Here is a 17,606-nt window from a genome sequence, read left to right as displayed (position 1 = left end):
GCTACAACAGCAGCAGTTGCGCCACCGGCGCGAAGCTGCGGCGGTGCAAGGGCGTGGGGCCGTGTTCGCGCAGCGCGGCCATGTGCTGAGGCGTACCGTAGCCCGCGTTGCGGTCCCAGCCATACTGCGGATAGGCCAGCGCGGCTTCGCGCATGATCCGGTCGCGGTGCTCCTTGGCGATGATCGAGGCGGCGGAGATGCAGGGCTCGATCGCATCGCCGCCGACGATGGCGCGCGCGGGCCAGCACCATTCGGGGCGGCGGCCGTGGGGCGTCATGTTGCCGTCGATCAGCACTTCGCCAATCGGCTCGTCCGTCAATTGGTCGCACAACGCCTGCACGGCGAGCGTCATCGCCAGCATGGTCGCGCCGAAGATGTTGAGACGGTCGATGTCGTCCACATCGACCACGCCGACCGCCCAGCGGCAGCGGCGCTTGATCTGGCCTTCGAGTTCGGCGCGGCGCTTTGCGGAGAGCTTCTTGGAATCGTCGAGGCCGGCGGGGCGCGGCTTGCACAGCACGACGGCGGCGGCGACGACGGGGCCTGCCAAAGGCCCCCTGCCCGCTTCGTCCACGCCGATGATCGCCCCCGATGGCAGGGTGACACTTTTGCGGGGCGAAGGCATTGTCGGGGGCATGAAGACGAATCCGTTGTTGATCGCGCTATCGCCCCTTGCCCTGCTGTTGCCAAGCTGCGGGTCGTCCTCGGTGGCGCAAAACGCGCCCGAGGCGGCGTCGGTGCCCTTGCGGATCGAGGACAAGGCGACGTTCAAGGAACCTTGGGCGATGGCGTTCCTGCCCGACGGGAGCGCGCTGATCACCGAGAAGGCAGGCGCGCTGAAGTGGTGGCGCGAGGGCGGCCCCATGCAGAATGTGGCGGGCGTGCCAAAGGTCGATTACGGCGGACAGGGTGGCCTCGGCGACGTGAAGCCCGCGCCCGATTTCGCGACGAGCGGTACGATCTACCTGACGTGGGTGGAGGCCGGGCCGAACGACACCCGTGGGGCCGTGCTCGGCAAGGGCAAGCTGATGCTGGCGGGTGCGCCCCGGATCGAAGGGCTGGCGGTGATCTGGCGGCAGGTGCCCAAGGTCGACGGGCGCGGGCATTTCTCGCACCGGATCGCGTTTTCGCCGGACGGGCATTTCCTGTTTCTGTCCTCTGGCGAGCGGCAGAAGTTCAGCCCTGCGCAGGATCTGAAGGTCAATCTGGGCAAGGTGCTGCGGCTGACGCTGGATGGCAAGGCGGCGGCGGGCAATCCCTTTGTCGGCAAGGGAGGCGTTTCGGACGAGGTGTGGTCCTATGGCCATCGCAACCTGCTGGGCTTGCAGTTCGATGCGAGCGGAAGGCTGTGGGATCTCGAGCATGGGCCGGCGGGCGGCGACGAGCTGAACCTTGTCGAGCCGGGAAGGAATTACGGCTGGCCGCTGGTGTCCGACGGCGACCATTATGACGGCACGCCCATCCCGCGCCATGCCACGCGACCTGATCTGGCGGCGCCCGCGATCAGCTGGAACCCGGTGATCGCGCCGGGGGACTTCGTCTTCTATTCTGGCGACCGCTTCCCCGCGTGGAAGGGGCAGGCGCTGATCGCAGGCATGGGCTCGATGGGGCTGGTGCGGGTGGCGATCGAGGGCCAGAAGGCGCGAGAGGTGGAGCGGATCGCGCTCGACCAGCGGATTCGCGAGATCCGGCAGGGACCGGACGGCGCGATCTGGGTGCTGGAGGACGGCGAGACTGGCCGCCTGCGCAAGATCACGCCGCGCTGAGGAGAGTTGAGCGATGGCATTCGATCCGGCCCGCGTGGACACGTGGATCTTCGATCTAGACTATACGCTCTATCCCGTGGCGGCGCGGGTGTTCGAGCAGATCGACCAGCGCATGGGGCTGTTCATCGAAGAGCTGCTGGGGTGCGATCACGCCGAGGCGCGGCGCATCCAGAAGATGTACTTTCACGACCACGGCACGACGCTGGCGGGGCTGATGCACTACCACGCGATCGACCCGCACGAATTCCTCGGCTTCGTCCACGATATCGACATGGCCGCGCTGGATGAGGCGCCGAGGCTGGAGGAAAAGCTGCTGGCGCTACCGGGGCGGCGGCTGATCTTCACCAACGGCGATGCGCCCTATGCGGGCAAGGTGCTGGACAAGCTGGGCATCGCGCATTGCTTTGACGGGATGTGGGACATCCACGCGATGGAATACCGGCCCAAGCCGGAGCCTTCGGCCTATGCCGGGATGATCGCGGCACTGGGGGTGGAGCCGGAGCGGGCCGTGTTCGTCGAGGATTCGGCGCGCAACCTGTCGCCCGCCAAGGCGCTGGGAATGCAGACGGTGTGGCTGGACCTTGGTACCGACTGGGGCGACCGGGCGAAGGACGATGCCGCGATCGATCTCGTCATCGACGACATCGGCCAATGGCTCGATGCCTGCCTTGCGGAGCTTGCCGTAACCGGGCGGGTCGGCTAACCGCGCGCCCGACCATTTTTCCCAGAGAAAGCCAGATTCCATGACCGCACAGCTCGAAGCCGCCATCGAAGCCGCCTGGGAAGCACGCGCCGACGTCACCCCCGCCAGCGCCGACGTGCGCGCGGTGGTGGAAGAAGCGCTCGAACTGCTCGATGCGGGCAAGGTGCGCGTGGCCGAGAAGGTGGACGGCGAATGGCGCGTCAACCAGTGGCTGAAGAAGGCCGTGCTGCTCTCGTTCCGCCTGAACGACAACGCCGTGATCGACAACGGCGCGGGCGGCGCGCCCGCGTTCGACAAGGTGCCGTCGAAGTTCGAAGGCTGGGGCGAGAACCGCTTCCGCGAGGCCGGCTTCCGCGTGGTGCCGGGCGCCGTCGCCCGCCGTGGCGCGCACATCGCCAAGGGCGTGGTGCTGATGCCGAGCTTCGTCAACATCGGCGCCTTCGTCGATGAAGGCACGATGGTCGATACCTGGGCCACGGTCGGTTCGTGCGCGCAGATCGGCAAGAACGTCCACATTTCAGGCGGCGCGGGCATCGGCGGCGTCCTGGAACCGCTGCAGGCCGGGCCGGTGATCATCGAGGACGGCGCGTTCATCGGCGCCCGTTCGGAAGTGGCCGAAGGCGTGATCGTGGGCGAAGGCGCGGTCCTGTCGATGGGCGTGTTCCTCGGCGCTTCGACCAAGATCGTCGATCGCGCGACCGGCGAAGTGCACACCGGCCGCGTGCCGCCCTATGCGGTAGTGGTGCCGGGCTCACTCCCGGGCAAGCCGCTGCCCGACGGCACGCCGGGGCCGTCGCTCTATTGCGCGGTCATCGTCAAGACCGTGGACGCGCAGACCCGCAGCAAGACCGGCATCAACGAGCTGCTCCGCGACTGATCGGCTGCCCTGTTCCGGGTTCCTGCCCCCGATGGGAAGGAACCCGCAGAGGACTGGGGCGTAGGTTCGGCAACGGGGCGCATCGTCCCGCCGAACAGGAGAAGCCCGTCATGGAACGCCAGGGCGCCGAAACCCACGTTACCACCGAAGAAGCCCGCGGCGGCGAAACGCCCAGCATCATGCGCTGGGTGCTGCTGATCGGCATCACGCTCGCCATCCTTGCGCTGTCCGCGATCTGGATCACCGGAGCGCTGACCTCACCCAAACCCGATCGCGGGGACCAGGTCAGCGGACAGGCCGCGCCACCCACATGATCCGGTACTAAGGCTGGAACCTAGCGCGCGTCCTGCGTTGTCTGAGCAGCAGTGGCTTTGGGAGCACGCTTTGCCATGCCCGTCGGCTGGATCATCGAACCGGAATGCCGTGAGCGCCTGCTAGCGTTGTTTCCGCCACGCTATGCCCGGACAGTGGCACGCCATGTGACCCGGCATGCCATGGCCGAGCCGGACGCCGTGCCTCCCCCAGCCATCGGCCATGCGCGCATCGTCGGGCGAATGGACGACGGCGAAGGGCTGGAAGCCCTGGTCGTCGCGCTCGATGGGACCACTACCCGGCCTGACGGCGGAACCTGGCATGTGATCTGGTCGCTGGCTGAAGACCGGATGACCGAGGAAAGCAGCACGCTGCTGGCGCGCAACGGCTGGGAGCCGTGCGAGGGCGGACCGATCCGCCTGGCGCCCGCCGTGTGGTAGAGCGTTGACAGCGCACAGCCAGGCACCGAGGGTGCGGGCGATGGATAAGGCACGCGACCTGATCGAACGGCTGATGCTGCAGCCGCACCCCGAAGGCGGGTGGTATCGTGAAACCTGGCGAGGCCCGGCGCGCGGGGATGGACGCGCGGTGGGCACCGCGATCCACTTCCTGCTCGAAGCGGGGCAATCGTCGCATTGGCACACGGTCGACGCCAGCGAGATCTGGTTGTGGCACTCAGGCGATCCGGTGCATCTGCGACTTGCTGCAACCGACGCGGGGCCGGTGGAGACGGTCGTGCTGGGCGATGCTATCGCAGATGGCGAGTGCGTGCAGCACGTCGTGCCGGAAGGCCACTGGCAGGCCGCCGCGCCCGTCCCCGATGGCGCCCATGGCTATGCCCTGGTGTCGTGCGTGGTCACGCCCGGTTTCGATTTTGCAGGGTTCCGCCTTGCCGCGCCGGGCTGGGCGCCCGGCGCATGACCGGAAAGGCGATCACGCGCGCGCTGCTCGTCGCGCTCTACATGGCGGCGGGCCTGTTGCACATCTCACGGCCCCTGCCGTTCCTGACCATCACGCCGGGCTGGGTTCCATTCCCCGAAGCGGTGATCTTCTGGACCGGCATGGCCGAGATCGTGGGCGCCGGCGCGCTGGCGCAGACCTTTTCCGGCGCGTTGCGGCGCTGGGGCGGGATGGGCCTTTCGCTCTATGCGGTCTGCGTGTTCCCGGCCAACATCCATCACTTCGCGCTCGACATGGCCAAGCCCGATCATGGACTGGGCCTTGCCTATCATCTTCCGCGCATGGTCGTGCAGCCGGTGCTGGTGTGGCTGGCGCTGTGGTGCAGTGGGGCGATCGACTGGTGGTGGGCAAGGCGCAACGCTGCGGGGCCGTGACGCCCCTTCCCTTTTGCCGCGAACCTGCCATGGGCAAGGCAAAGGGGAATTGCGATGAGCGATGAAGACTACGTCTATGACGAAGACAGCGGCGAATGGCTTCCCGCAAGCGAACTGGCGGCCAAGCGCGCGTCGTCCGACACGATCGAGGTCCGCGATGCGGTGGGCAACCTGCTGTCTGATGGCGATCAGGTGACGCTAATCAAGGACCTCGACGTCAAGGGCGCAGGCCAGACGCTGAAGCGTGGCACGCTGATCAAGTCAATCCGCCTGACCGGCGATGCACAAGAAATCGACTGCAAGTTCGACGGGATCAAGGGGCTCGTCCTGCGCGCGGAATTCGTCCGCAAGCGCTGACGGAACGCGCCGGGCGCAAGGGCGTTGGACGACGCAGGCGCACTTCCGCGCCAGGAGGAGTTCGCCCCATGCCCACCAGCACCGCTTCTGCCCGCTACGAAGGTTTCGGCAAGGAGGGCAAGGGCTCGATCAGCACGCGATCGGGCGCCCTGAACGATCAGCCGTACGGCTTCGGCACGCGCTTCGAAGGCATCCCAGGCACCAATCCGGAAGAACTGATCGCTGCGGCGCACGCGGCATGCTTCACGATGGCGACCAGCTTTGCGCTGGCGCGTGCAGGGCACGGCGATGGCACGCTCGACACCACCTGCAAGGTGACGTTGGAGCAGAAGGACGGTGGTTTTGCCGTCACGCGCTCCGCATTGTCCTTGACGGCGACGATCCCGGGGATCTCCGAAAAGGACTTCGCGGCGATCGCCGACGAGGCCAAGGCGACGTGCTCGGTCTCGAAGCTGCTCAATTGCGAGGTGACGCTGGAGCGGACGCTCAAGGCCTGAGCGCGGGGAGCGGGGCCGCGCTGGTCATCTCGCGCGTACCGTCGAGCTTTCGCCAGACCACGACCTGCCAGCGGCGGCCATCGGCAAGGCGCAGGACGAGCGTGACATTCGTGCCCGCGACCACCTGCTGGCGCGCCTGTTCAACCTGCGCCAGCGTGGGAGGCGGCGGCAATTGTGCAGTTGCGAATTGCGCATCGACCTGCACCTCGGGGGCGTCGGGTGCGACCTGATGCCAGCCTCCAGCGATCGAAGGAGCTGGTTGGAGCGGCGCTGAGGCGCATCCCGACACTGTCCAAAAGGGCAGGATCATGAGGATCTTCATTGCCATGCGCATGGTAAACCTCCCCTTTCCGTAGCGTTAGGTGGCGCATCGAAACTCAATTGCATTTCACGCAACCGGGCGGGCGGTGAATGCAATTGCTCGCACCTGCAACATGAATGTAGTGCAGCGCAAACAGAACATGTGACGGGTGCTCGAAGGCAAGATCCAACCTCGCAGAGAATCCGTCTCTCAGAGAAAAAGGGATATTGCCATGATCAAGACTTTCGCGCTGACCGCCGCCCTCATCGTTGCTGCGCCCGCCGTGGCGAGCGCCGAGAGCTTCAAGCACAAGGGCGTCGAGTACAGCTACACCACCGAAGAGCAGAACGGCGAAAAGGTTCTGCGCGGCACCGCCTATTCGGGCAAGGTTCCGTTCGAACTGCGCGTGCGCAAGAAGACCGTCGACGGTACCTTCAACAACAAGCCCGTCAGCTTCTCGCTGACCGAGGCGAAGAAGGCCGGCCTGATCGCCGACGCCAAGTAAGCGCGACTTTCCCCCGCGCTTTGAAAGGCCCCTGCCCGGCGACGGGCGGGGGCTTTTTGTTTGCCACTTCAGAGTTTGCGAACACGGCTGCATCGTCGTCATTCCCAGCTCGATCGGGAACGCCTTCCCCCCTTTGCGCTTTGATGGCGCGGACGGGCATGGAGGCAACGATGGCACGTTTCGACCCGCAGAGCGCAGGGCTGGCCCTGATGGCCGGTGGGCTGGTTCTGGGCGGTGCGCTGGCAGCAGCCACGCCGACGCGGATGCGGCCTGCACCAGAGCCGGAGTGGCGCATTCCCAGCGCTCCGATCCTGACCATCACATCGAGCGACGACAGCGCACCGTGGTTTGCCGCGAACACCTATGAAGTGTTGCCCGCCATCCACCGCGCCGCGACTTACGCCGAGGCCGCCCTGCCGCCCGCCGAGGCGCGCCTGACCCGCAGCTATGGCGACGACGGCGACTGGCGGCAAATCGACGCCGATCGGATCGACGCAGATCAGGTGGAAGTCGCCGGCGCCGACGAGGACGCACCGATCCTTGCGAACGAGGACGACGAAGCCGCGCCGGTCGACGAGCGTGCCGACACGCCCGACATTACCCCGCCTGCATGAAGGCTCGGGTCAGCCCGGAACCGTTTCGAAACCCGGCACCGCGCCAAGGTCCACCCAGTCCTGCCGGCTCTTGGTCCAGACCTGCACCTGCGGCTTGAAGCTGCTGGTATCGTCGAGCGTGCCGGCCTTGACGAAGACCATGCCCGGCGCACTTTCGACCAGCGAGAACAGGGGCGAGCCGCAGGTGCCGCAGAACTGGCGCGTTACCGGCGCGCCACTGTCGCCCTTGTCCATGTAGACCTTGGGTTCGCCCGTGACGCTCAGCGCGCTTTCGGGCACGCCGACAATCATCGAATAGGCGCTGCCCGCCTGCTTCTGGCAGTTCTTGCAATGACACACCGCCTGCATCGGCGGATCGGTGGCAATGCTGTAGCGGACCGCGCCGCAGAGGCATCCGCCCGTATGTTCGGCCATGGCTGTTCCTTCCCGTGTTCGTTTGATGCGAGACTGCACCAGCGGCAGCCCGAGGACAAGCCGGATTAACCGCTTGATTAAGGGATGGCGATCAACCCACCGCCGCGCGCGATGCAGCCTCGATCTTCGCGTTCGACATCAGGCGGATGGTGGAGCTGCCCTTGGCCAGCACCTTGCCTGTGGCGTCGAGCAGGTGGCCTTCGGCAAAGCAGGTGGAACGACCGCCCTGCTCGATCCAGCCTTCGGCCACGATCAGGCCGGGGCGCGCGGGCGCAAAGAAGCTGATCTTCAGTTCGAGCGAAATTGGCGAGACGTCGAAATCGCCCTTTTCATGGTGCAGACCGATGATCGCGTGCGCCATCGCTGCGTCGATCCACCCGCTGACGAAGCCACCCTGCACCACCCCGCCGGAATGGCACATGTGCATTCCGGCCAGGAACTCCATGCGCGAACGCCCGCCGCCCATCGCCACGATGCGTTGCAGGCCCAGCGTTGCCAGCATTTCGTTCGGCGGCTGAACGCCCGCGGCCACGCTATCGGTCATGCACCTACTCTCCGGTCATTTTCTGGTTGACCGGCAGTGACGGCGCACAGCGCGACTTGTCAAGTGATAGGGTCAGCCGAACAGCAGGAAGTCGCCGATCACCAGCGATGGCGCGCCACTCAACGTCGCGAACTTGACCGCATCGTCACCGCCCGCGCCGTCGACATCGTAATAGAGCGCGCCGGTGGAGGTGTCGTAAATCAGGTGCTGGTTGCCGGTGACAGCTTCGGTCGCGCCGTCACCCGCAAGGAACATGCCGTTGGTCACCGCGCGCACCCCGCCAAAGGCGTCAAACACCGCGCGGTCGATCAAGATCTGGTCGCCTTGCGTGTGCGAGAAATCGGTGATTGTATCGAAAGTTTCGTCCAGCGCATCGGTGCCGAACACGAAGTGATCCGCACCGAGGCCGCCGATCAGGCGATCCGCACCGCCGTGGCCGTCGAGTACGTCATTGCCCTTTCCGCCCGAAAGCACGTTCTTGCCCGCATTGCCGGTCAGGTCGTTGTCGAGCTTGTTGCCCGTCCCATTGAGCGCCTTGGTGCCCGTCAGCAGCAGGTTCTCGACATTGCTGGGCAGCACGTAACTGATCGAGGATTCGACCGTGTCCGTGCCCTCGCCGCGCGTTTCGATGACGCGGTCGCCTGCGTTGTCGACAATGAACGTGTCGTCGCCCAGGTCGCCCCGCATCAGGTCTGCGCCCGCGCCGCCATCGATATGGTCGGTGCCCTTGCCGCCGTAGAGGATGTCCCGGCCGGCCATGCCCAGCAGCGTATCGTCACCGCCGCGGCCGCTGAGGATATCCACCCCGCCATTGCCCGTCAGCACGTTGGCCAGGTTGTTGCCCGTACCGGTATGCGTGCCGCCGACGGTGAAGGTGAGGTTCTCAAGGTTGGCACCAAGCCTGTAGATGGCCCGCCCGGTCTGGACGAGGTCCAGCCCTTCGTTGGCCTTTTCGACGATCTTGTCGCCGATCGCATCGACGATGTAGGTATCATCGCCTGCGCCGCCGACCATCCTGTCGTTGCCCGCGCCGCCATCGAGCAGGTCGTCGCCCGCACCGCCGTTCAGCACGTCGTTGCCAGCGAAGCCGTGGAGCGTATCCGCGCCGTCAGTGCCGTCCAGAACGTCGGCGTCGGCCGTGCCGTCGATGATGCGCGGGGCTGGCAGGGGGGTGCGAAGGGTCATGATGGCCTGTGGCGAAGGGATCGGTCGCGCCATGACCAACGCGTGTTGCAATCATGCGACATTTCCAGCCCAAGCCACCGACGCGTCGCCTTTTTCGACAACGGCGGGAACCTGTCGGACAGGTCGGGCGTATTGCCGGTCTCGCGCGCAGACGAAGGCAGCATGGGCCCCACGATTTCACCGACGCAGTATCACAACGGCCCCCACTGCCGGGCCGCAGCGCGTGGGTGATGTCCGCGGCTGGCTGCGCACATCGACCCGTGACTGGCATACCCGCGTGGATGCCGCTTATGCCCGCTTCACCCTCGCTGATCGCGCTTCCTATCGCGATTTCCTGGCTGCGCACGCCAGAGCGTTGATCCCGCTCGAAGACTGGATCGATGCCGCGCGCCTGCTGCCGGGCTGGCGCGGGCGCAGCGCTGCCGTGGCCGACGACCTCGCGACATTGGCCGCGCCACCTCCGCCGTGCCCGCGCATCGCATGGCCAGACAACGAAGCGGCGCGCTGGGGCGCGCTCTACGTGCTGGAAGGATCGCGCATGGGCGCGGCCGTGCTGGCACGCGCGGTCGGGCCGGACCTGCCGACCGGCTATCTCAACGCCAGCGCCCCGCCGGGCCTGTGGCGCAATCTCGTTCAGGCACTCGAACGCGCGGCGGCGATCGGCGGGCCGCTGTGGCGCGAGCAGGCGCTGACGGGCGCGATGCGGGCCTTTGCCCTGTTCGACTCTGCCGCGCGGGAAGCTCATGCTGCACACGGATGATAGCCTCGATACCCCGGTCGATCTCACCAATTGCGACCGTGAGCCGATCCATATCCTCGGGACGGTTCAGCCCTTCGGCTTCCTGCTGGGCGTCGATGGTGATGGACGGGTACGGCGCGCTTCGGCAAACCTTGCCCGGTTCGCACCGTTCCCGCCAGACGTGGCGCTGGGAGCGGACATCGCCGACCTGATCGAGCCCGGCGCGCTGGCGGCGCTGCGCGAGCGTATCCCGCTGCTGCGCGGGGGCGACGCGGTGGAACGCCTGTTCGCGCTCTCGCTGTTCGAAGGTGGCCCGGCCTTTGACGTAGCGGTGCATTTCTCGAACGGAGAATGGGTGATCGAGGCCGAGCCGGCCACCGACGGCGCCGCCGAAGCGGGCAACCTGATCCGCGCGTTCACGGGGCGATTGCGGCAGGCCGAAACGATGCCCGCGTTCCTGCGAGAAGCGGCACGACAGGTGAAGGCGATGACCGGCTTCGACAGGGTGATGGTCTATCGCTTTGACGAGACCGGATCGGGCGAGGTCGTGGCCGAAGCGCTGAGTGCAGGAGTCGACAGCTTTCACGGGCTGCACTATCCCGCATCGGACATCCCCGCGCAGGCGCGGGCGCTGTACTTGCGCAACATCTTCCGCGTGATCGCCGACATCGGCGCCGAGCCGGTGCCGCTGCTGTCGGCAGGCGACGCGCCGGGGGTGGCGCTCGACCAGTCGCTGTGCCTGTTGCGCGCCGTCTCGCCGATCCACATCGAATACCTGCGCAACATGGGCGTGGGCGCATCGTTGTCGATCTCGATCGTTGTGGAAGGGCAGCTTTGGGGGCTTTTTGCATGCCACCACCATGCCCCGCGCCTGCCCGGACTTGCCATGCGGACGACGGCGGAACTGTTCGGGCAGTTGTTCTCCTTCATGCTCGAAAGCCGGCTGCGCAGCGAAACCAGCGACTATGAACTGCGTGCAAGGCGGGCGAGCGACCGCATCATGGCGACGGTAGCGCAGAACCCTGCGCTAATGCAGGACCCGGACTGGCTGGGCGACGTGATCTTCGAACTGATCCCGGCAGACGGCGTGGCGGTATTCCTCGACGGACAGACTGCGCTGAGCGGACTCACGCCGACCCCCGCGCAATGCACAGCCATCCTCGATTTCCTCAACGCGGGACCTGCACGCGAGGTGATGGCGACAGATTCGATCCAGACGCTGCTACCCGCCGCGGCCGCCCATGCCGATACGGCAGCGGGCATGCTGGCGATACCGCTGTCGCGCGCGCCGCGCAACCACGTCGTTCTGTTCCGCGCCGAGCAATTGCGGACGGTGCGCTGGGCCGGAAATCCGGAAAAGTCAGTCGAGCATGGGCCCAACGGGGACCGACTGACCCCGAGAAAGAGCTTCGAGGCGTGGACCCGGCTCGTGCAGGGCACCAGCCTGCCCTTCACCCGCGCCGAACGGCAAGTGGCCGAAACGCTGCGCAACGGGATGCTCGAAGTGCTGCTGCGGCTGGCAGAGGATGCCACGCAGGAGCGCGAGCGCGCGCACGAGCGGCAGGAAGTGCTGATCGCGGAACTGAACCACCGCGTGCGCAACATCCTCTCGCTGATCCGCGGCCTGATTTCGCAAACGGAGCGATCCAGCGAGACGATCGAGGACTTCGTCGCCAACCTCGACGGGCGGGTCCAGTCGCTCGCCCGCGCGCACGATCAGGTGACGCACGACCACTGGGGCCCGGCAAGCCTGATCGAACTGCTCAATGTCGAGGCCAGCGCCTATCTCGACGAGCGGCGCGAGGCACTCTTGATGAAGGGACCGGACGTGCTGCTGCAGCCGGTGGCGTTCACCGCGCTGGCGTTGGTGTTCCACGAACTGATGACCAATGCCGCCAAATATGGCGCGCTGTCGGGCGACGGCATGGTGCTTATCTCCTGGCGGCTCGACGCTGAAGGCGATCTCGTGCTGGACTGGGTGGAAAGCGGCGGCCCGCCGGTCGCCCCACCAACACGGCGCGGCTTCGGGTCGGTTATCATCGAAACGTCGATCCCGCACGATCTGGGCGGGCAGGCAGACGCCGAATACCGGCTCCATGGCTTTGCCGGGCATTTCCGCATTCCGGCCCGCCATGTGGTGGGGACGGGCGGCACGGTGGCGGCGGAACGCGCGCGCGCCCATGTTCCACTAGTCGATCATGCGCCGCTGTCGGGGCTCAAGGTTCTGCTGGCCGAGGACAACATGATCATCGCGCTTGATGCCGAACAACATCTCTTCGACCTGGGCGCGGCGGATGTGCTGGTGGCGGCCAGCGCCGAGGAAGCGCTGGCGATGATCGAGGCTGACACGCCCGATTTCGCCGCGCTCGACTATAACCTGGGTGATGCGACGAGCGTGCCCGTGGCAGAACGGCTGCGCGCACTGGGCGTGCCCTTCGCCTTCATGACCGGGCTGGGCGACACGCTGGTGGTCGAAGGCCTGGAGGACACGCCGCTGGTGCAGAAGCCTTACGGTGCCAGCCAGATCGCGGCCGCTGCGGCACGCGCGCTGGCGGGTAAGCCGAAAGAGTGAGCTGCCGCCGGAGGGACGGCGGCAGCTCGGGGAAAAGTCAGTCCTTCCAGGTTTTGCCCGACAGCTTCACGCTGACTGGCGCGGACAGCGTTTCGGCATCACGGCCCAACGCGAAGCTGTAGCTGCCGGCGGGCATGGTCCAGCCGCCATCCTTCCAGTCGGCCAACAGGCGCGGGTCGATGGTCACGTTGACCTTCTGCGACGTGCCGGGCGCGAGGGTAACGCGCTGGAAACCGACCAGGCGTTGCAGCTTCTGCCCGTTGCGGCCGACAAGATAGACCTGGCCGACATCGTCGCCCGCCACCTTGCCAGTGTTGGTCAGGGTGAAGCCGGCCTTAAGGCCCGCCACCTTGAGCCCGCTGCCCGCGAACGTGGTGTAGGACAGGCCATAGCCGAACGGGAACAGCGCCTTCTGGCCCTTCTTCGCGAACCAGCGATAGCCGACATCGGAACCTTCGATATCGTAGTCGGCGTGGAGCTGGTCCTTGCCCGGCGCGGGATCCCCCGCGAAGTTGGGTTCGACCCAGTCGCTGCCATCGAGCTTGGGACGCGGCAGCTGGTCGACGCTGGCCGGGAACGTAACCGGCAGGCGGCCACCGGGGTTGGTGTCACCAAACAGCACCGAGGCGATCGCCTCGCCACCGCGCGCGCCGGGATACCAGGCCTCGACCACGGCACCGACCTTGTCGAGCCAGGGCATCAGCACCGGCCCGCCGGTCTGGAGAACGACGATGGTGTTGGGGTTGGCCGCAGCCACCGCCGCGATCAGCGCGTCCTGGCCATCGGGCAGCGACAGGTCGGGCTGGTCGGCCCCTTCCATGCGCCATTCGTTGGCGAAGACGATGGCGACCTCGGCCTGGCGGGCCTTTTCCACTGCATCGGTGATGTAGCGGCCATCGCGGAAGGTGACGACGGCGTTCGGCGCCATCGCCTTGATCGCCTTGAGCGGGACCGAGCGGTGGTACTGCTGCGACATCAGCGCCGCGAACGGACCGTCACCGCCGAGCGAACGGACGGCGGCGGGGCCGCCTTCGCTGTGGACCTGGCTCGAGCCTGCGCCCGACAGCACGCCGGTATCGGCATAGCCGCCGATGACGGCGATCGACTTGGCGGTCTTGGCCAGCGGCAGCAGGTTGCCGGTGTTGCGCAGCAGGACGATGCCCTGCTTCGCCGCGTCCTCGGCCACGGCCGCGCCCTTGGCGAAGTCGATCGCGCCGCCCGGCTGGGCCGGGTTCTTGTCGACGCCCGCCGCGTAGATCGCTGTCAGGATGCGCTTGTTCATGTCATCGAGCCGCGCCGCATAGACCGGATCGCTGGCCGCCTTGGCCTTCAGCGCATCGCCGAAGAACGGCGCGGGATCGAGCTGCACGCCCGATTGCTGGTCCAGGCCGTTGAGCGCTGCGCTGACGCCGGGGACCGCGCCCCAATCAGACATGACGAAGCCCTTCCAGCCCCACGAGCCCTTGAGCACCTTGTTGAGCAGCCAGTCGCTGTCGCAGGCCTGGTGGCCCAGCACGCGGTTGTACGCGCACATGGCCGATCCGGGCTGACCGCGCTCGATGCCGATCTGGAACGCCAGCAGGTCGCTTTCACGCGCAGCAGGTTCGGCGATCTTGACGTCCACGTACTTGCGGCCGGTTTCCTGGCCGTTGAGCGCGAAATGCTTGATCGTCGAGATGATGTGGTTCGACTGCACGCCGCGGATCGCCGCGCCGACCAGTTCGCCCGACAGCAGCGGATCTTCGGCGAGGTATTCGAAGGTGCGGCCATTGCGTGGATCGCGCATCAGGTTGACGCCGCCCGCCAGCAGGACATTGAAACCCTTGGCACGGGCTTCGGCACCGATGGTGGCGCCGCCGCGATAGAGCACATCGGGGTTCCAGCTGGCCGCCTGGGCAAGACCCGAAGGCAGCGCGGTCGCGCCGTCCTTGCGCAGGCCCATCACCCACGACACGCCAAGGCTCGCGTCGGTTTCGCGCAGCGCCGGAACGCCAAGGCGCGCGATGCCGGGCACGTAGCCCGCGCCGGGCACGGCATCGGCGGGCGGCGGCGCGCCGGGGAAGCCGGGCAGCGGCATCACGCCGAGCGTCAGCACGACCTTTTCGTCCGGGGTCATCTGCTTGACGGTAGCGGCGGCGCGGGCCTCGGCCGCCTTCATGTCGATGACGGGGGCCTGCTGCGCCTGCGCGGCGCCATGGGCGAGCGCGACGGCGGCGACACCACTGGCGAGGATCCGGGAGATGGTCATGCGAACTCCTTGGGACGGGAATGGGGAATGGGGGATGGAGATCTCAGGCAACGTGACCGGTCCGCGAGGGAGGAGGACCGGCGGAATATTGAAACTTGGTCGCCCCTGAAAAAATGGGCCGCAACGGTGAGGTTGCGGCCCAGTTCAGGGTGGAGAGGTTTAGAACTTGACCCCTGCGCGCACGCCGTAGGTCCGGGGCGCTTCGATGAAGACACCGGCTCCGACACCCGACGCCGCGTGGGCGATCGTGATGTTGTCCTCGATGTTCTTGACGAAGCCCTGGACGTAGTAGCGGTCGTTCGGGGCGGTGTAGGTGATCGTCGCGTCGGTCTTGGTGAAGCCCGGCTGACGGAACTGCGACTTGTTGTTCAGATCGATGATGAAGTATTCCGAGCTGAGGCGGCTGCGCACGCCCACATCGACCTTGCCGGCATCGCCGAGCGGGAACGTGTGGGTCCACGCGGCGGTCGCAACGTGCTTGGGCGCGTGGTCGAGCAGGAGACCGTTGTAGTTGAAGGTCGGGTCGGTTTCAGGCTCGGGCGTGAAGTCGGTGTAGCGGGCGTTGGTGTAGGTATAGCCCAGTTCGAACTTGTCGTTGTCGCCCGGCTGCAGCGTGGCTTCGAGTTCGAGACCATCGACCTTGGCCTTGCCCGCGTTGCTGATCAGCGTGGCCGGGACCGGCTTCAGCACGCCCTGGCTGACCTGGAGATCGGTGTAGTCGTAGTGGAACACCGACGCATTCAGGCGGAACGCGCTCGAAACGCGGAACTTGAGGCCCGCTTCGTAGGACTTCAGGTTTTCAGGATTGTAGTACAACGCTTCCGGGGTCAGGAAGCAGTTGAAACCGCTGCCCGCGATGCAACCGTCATTGAAACCGCCCGCCTTGTAGCCGGTCGAGACGTTGGCATAGATCAGGCCCAGGCCGGGCACGTCGTAATCGAGGCCGACCTTCCAGATCGTCTTGTTCCAGGTCTTCTTCGCGATGTTCTCGTTCACCGTGCAGCGCAGCCCCGTGCAGGGCGGCGTCGCGCCATTGGCTTCGAGCTGGGCGGCCTGATAGGCAGCCACACCCGCAGCGTCGGCAAAGTCAAGCACGGTCGCACCGTCACGCGACTTGAAGTCGTTGGTGTAGCGCACGCCGCCGGTCAGGTGGAAATCCGGGGTGATGTCGAACGTCACCTGGCCGAATGCCGCCTTCGAGCGCGACACCGTCGGGCCCTGCGGAAAAGCGAAACCGATCGCGCCCGGCGCAACGATCCCCGACAGCGGATTGCCGAGGTTGTATTCGAGGAACGACTTCTCGTGGAAGTAGTAACCGCCGACCTGGCCGTGGAAGCGCGAACCCTGGCCGAAGGCGAGGCGCAGTTCGTGGCTGTCCTGCTTGAAGTCACCCGTGAAGAAGGCCGAGTTGTTGAGCGCGCCGAACAGCAGCAGGTTGCGCGTGTCGTCACGCTCGGTCTTGCGGTACGAACCGAGGTAGGTCAGCTGGACCGGACCGAAGTCATAGGTGAAGTCACCCATGATGCCGTAAGCCTTGTTGTCGCGCCAGTTGCGATAGGCAGGCTCGACGGTCAGCGCGCGCTGTTCGTCGCTGCTGCGACCGACATAGACCGGATCATTCTTCAGGGTGAGCGTCGACACATCGTAGAAGCGGTCAAGCGTGACGAAGTTGCCGTTCACGCCGGTGCCGCGCGTGCGCGAATAATCGCCACGGATCACGAACTTGAGGTTACCGGTCTCGCCGCCGAACGAAAGGCGGGCCGACTGCGTGTCGCGGTACGGATCGGTGCGCTGATCCGAATTCGACAACGTGTAGTAAGGGTTCTGGCGCTGGTAGTTCACCGCAGCGCGGATGCCGAGACCGTTGCCGAGGCCAACGTTGACCATGCCCGAAACGTCGACGCTGTCGAGGTTGCCGTAGCTGGCGTCGACCGAAGCGTGGAACGCATCGACCGGGGCCTTGGCGATCACGTTGATCACGCCTGCCGTGGTGTTGCGGCCATAAAGGGTGCCCTGCGGACCGCGCAGCACTTCGACGCGCTCGACGTCATAGAAGCTGCCGAGCGTGTCGGCCGGACGCGCGATGTAGATGCCATCGAGCAGGAACGCCGCCGAGGGATCGCCCTTTTCGGTGGTGTCGGTGCTGGTCACGCCGCGGATCGAGATGCGCGGAGCATCGCCGCTGTCGGTCAGCGCGAGGTTCGGCACGGCCGTGGTCAGCGCGCGGGCGTCGGTGATGCCGGCGTCCTTGAGGCCGTCGCCGGTGATGGCCGAGAGCGTGATCGGGGTCTTCGACAGCAGCGTCGACTGGCGCGTGGCGGTGACGACGATGTCGCCGGTCGGCACGGCGTCGGCACCCTGCTGGGCGGTTTCCTGCGCATGAACCGGCGCGCACAGCGCGATCGCGGAGACCATGCAGACGGTCTTGATAAGCTTCATTGGTTTTTCCTCCCTATTGCGCCAACCGCGAACGGCCAGCGTGAGCCCCGGACGAAGCCGACTGGGCTCGCCGCAAGAAGCACATCGATCACCAAGGGAGAGTACGCCGCGCCATGCCCGGATCTGCCCATCCGGGGTGACGCGAGCCGCGCAGGACGTGCGCGGCAATGCCTGGTCCTCTCCGCTCGGCGGATCGATG

The 17,606-nt window shown here is 66.5% G+C and carries 20 protein-coding genes; 13 read left to right on the top strand and 7 right to left on the bottom strand.

Annotated features, from left to right (window positions below; all coding sequences use genetic code 11):
* Position 1 precedes the first annotated feature (1 nt).
* Positions 2-637 (bottom strand): ribonuclease HII, encoded by a 636-nt coding sequence (locus tag K3A84_RS01085; protein WP_225007216.1) that lies wholly within the window; start codon positions 635-637, stop codon positions 2-4.
* Here K3A84_RS01085 and K3A84_RS01080 point away from each other — a divergent pair.
* From K3A84_RS01080 to K3A84_RS01040, 9 genes are all read left to right on the top strand, one after another.
* On the top strand, positions 636-1,766 hold the full coding sequence (locus tag K3A84_RS01080; RefSeq protein ID WP_225007215.1) for a PQQ-dependent sugar dehydrogenase: 1,131 nt from the start codon (positions 636-638) through the stop codon (positions 1,764-1,766). The genes K3A84_RS01085 and K3A84_RS01080 overlap by 2 nt on opposite strands.
* 13 nt (positions 1,767-1,779) lie before the next feature.
* A complete protein-coding gene (locus tag K3A84_RS01075) occupies positions 1,780-2,469 on the top strand; it encodes a pyrimidine 5'-nucleotidase (RefSeq protein ID WP_225007214.1) in 690 nt (229 codons plus the stop codon).
* Positions 2,470-2,509: 40 nt separating this feature from the next.
* On the top strand, positions 2,510-3,346 hold the full coding sequence (dapD, locus tag K3A84_RS01070) for a 2,3,4,5-tetrahydropyridine-2,6-dicarboxylate N-succinyltransferase (RefSeq protein ID WP_225007213.1): 837 nt from the start codon (positions 2,510-2,512) through the stop codon (positions 3,344-3,346).
* A gap of 110 nt (positions 3,347-3,456) precedes the next feature.
* The gene (locus K3A84_RS01065) at positions 3,457-3,660 is read left to right on the top strand and encodes a hypothetical protein (RefSeq protein WP_225007212.1); all 204 of its coding nucleotides are present in this window, start codon (positions 3,457-3,459) and stop codon (positions 3,658-3,660) included.
* Between the two features lie 51 nt (positions 3,661-3,711).
* A complete protein-coding gene (locus tag K3A84_RS01060) occupies positions 3,712-4,098 on the top strand; it encodes a hypothetical protein (RefSeq protein WP_225007211.1) in 387 nt (128 codons plus the stop codon).
* Positions 4,099-4,138: 40 nt separating this feature from the next.
* Complete coding sequence (locus tag K3A84_RS01055) at positions 4,139-4,579, top strand: cupin domain-containing protein (protein ID WP_225007210.1); 441 nt, start codon at positions 4,139-4,141, stop codon at positions 4,577-4,579.
* Complete coding sequence (locus tag K3A84_RS01050) at positions 4,576-4,992, top strand: DoxX family protein (RefSeq protein ID WP_225007209.1); 417 nt, start codon at positions 4,576-4,578, stop codon at positions 4,990-4,992. Before K3A84_RS01055 ends, K3A84_RS01050 begins: the two co-directional genes overlap by 4 nt.
* 54 nt (positions 4,993-5,046) lie before the next feature.
* On the top strand, positions 5,047-5,349 hold the full coding sequence (locus tag K3A84_RS01045; RefSeq protein WP_225007208.1) for an alkylphosphonate utilization protein: 303 nt from the start codon (positions 5,047-5,049) through the stop codon (positions 5,347-5,349).
* Positions 5,350-5,417: 68 nt separating this feature from the next.
* Positions 5,418-5,846 (top strand): OsmC family protein, encoded by a 429-nt coding sequence (locus tag K3A84_RS01040; protein ID WP_225007207.1) that lies wholly within the window; start codon positions 5,418-5,420, stop codon positions 5,844-5,846.
* Here the strand turns inward: K3A84_RS01040 and K3A84_RS01035 are convergent.
* Positions 5,836-6,156: a cystatin family protein gene (locus K3A84_RS01035; protein ID WP_225007206.1), complete on the bottom strand. Its 321-nt coding sequence runs from the start codon at positions 6,154-6,156 to the stop codon at positions 5,836-5,838. The genes K3A84_RS01040 and K3A84_RS01035 overlap by 11 nt on opposite strands.
* Before the next feature lie 223 nt (positions 6,157-6,379).
* On the opposite strand from K3A84_RS01035, the gene K3A84_RS01030 reads away from it, so the two are divergent.
* Both K3A84_RS01030 and K3A84_RS01025 read left to right on the top strand, forming a co-directional pair.
* On the top strand, positions 6,380-6,652 hold the full coding sequence (locus K3A84_RS01030) for a hypothetical protein (protein ID WP_225007205.1): 273 nt from the start codon (positions 6,380-6,382) through the stop codon (positions 6,650-6,652).
* Positions 6,653-6,822: 170 nt separating this feature from the next.
* Positions 6,823-7,266, top strand: coding sequence for a hypothetical protein (locus K3A84_RS01025; protein ID WP_225007204.1), 444 nt, complete (start codon positions 6,823-6,825; stop codon positions 7,264-7,266).
* Positions 7,267-7,275: 9 nt separating this feature from the next.
* Here the strand turns inward: K3A84_RS01025 and K3A84_RS01020 are convergent, their stop codons facing one another.
* From K3A84_RS01020 to K3A84_RS01010, 3 genes are all read right to left on the bottom strand, one after another.
* Positions 7,276-7,680, bottom strand: a complete 405-nt coding sequence (locus K3A84_RS01020) for a GFA family protein (protein WP_225007203.1) — start codon at positions 7,678-7,680, stop codon at positions 7,276-7,278.
* A gap of 91 nt (positions 7,681-7,771) precedes the next feature.
* On the bottom strand, positions 7,772-8,224 hold the full coding sequence (locus K3A84_RS01015) for a PaaI family thioesterase (protein WP_225007202.1): 453 nt from the start codon (positions 8,222-8,224) through the stop codon (positions 7,772-7,774).
* A gap of 72 nt (positions 8,225-8,296) precedes the next feature.
* Positions 8,297-9,409: a calcium-binding protein gene (locus K3A84_RS01010; RefSeq protein ID WP_225007201.1), complete on the bottom strand. Its 1,113-nt coding sequence runs from the start codon at positions 9,407-9,409 to the stop codon at positions 8,297-8,299.
* Between the two features lie 223 nt (positions 9,410-9,632).
* On the opposite strand from K3A84_RS01010, the gene K3A84_RS01005 reads away from it, so the two are divergent.
* Both K3A84_RS01005 and K3A84_RS01000 read left to right on the top strand, forming a co-directional pair.
* Positions 9,633-10,169: a biliverdin-producing heme oxygenase gene (locus K3A84_RS01005; protein ID WP_225007200.1), complete on the top strand. Its 537-nt coding sequence runs from the start codon at positions 9,633-9,635 to the stop codon at positions 10,167-10,169.
* Positions 10,153-12,720 carry an HWE histidine kinase domain-containing protein gene (locus K3A84_RS01000; RefSeq protein ID WP_225007199.1) on the top strand — a complete coding sequence of 856 codons (2,568 nt, stop codon included), beginning with the start codon at positions 10,153-10,155 and terminating at the stop codon, positions 12,718-12,720. Before K3A84_RS01005 ends, K3A84_RS01000 begins: the two co-directional genes overlap by 17 nt.
* 37 nt (positions 12,721-12,757) lie before the next feature.
* On the opposite strand, the gene K3A84_RS00995 is transcribed toward K3A84_RS01000, so the two are convergent.
* On the bottom strand, positions 12,758-14,968 hold the full coding sequence (locus tag K3A84_RS00995) for a beta-glucosidase family protein (protein WP_225007198.1): 2,211 nt from the start codon (positions 14,966-14,968) through the stop codon (positions 12,758-12,760).
* Between the two features lie 159 nt (positions 14,969-15,127).
* On the bottom strand, positions 15,128-17,407 hold the full coding sequence (locus K3A84_RS00990; RefSeq protein ID WP_225007197.1) for a TonB-dependent receptor: 2,280 nt from the start codon (positions 17,405-17,407) through the stop codon (positions 15,128-15,130).
* Positions 17,408-17,606: the final 199 nt, after the last annotated feature.

Origin of the sequence: Novosphingobium percolationis (assembly GCF_020179425.1) — a bacterium.
Taxonomy (GTDB): domain Bacteria; phylum Pseudomonadota; class Alphaproteobacteria; order Sphingomonadales; family Sphingomonadaceae; genus Novosphingobium; species Novosphingobium percolationis.
Note: the sequence above shows the minus strand (reverse complement) of the source record. Positions and strands in the feature narration are given on the sequence as shown.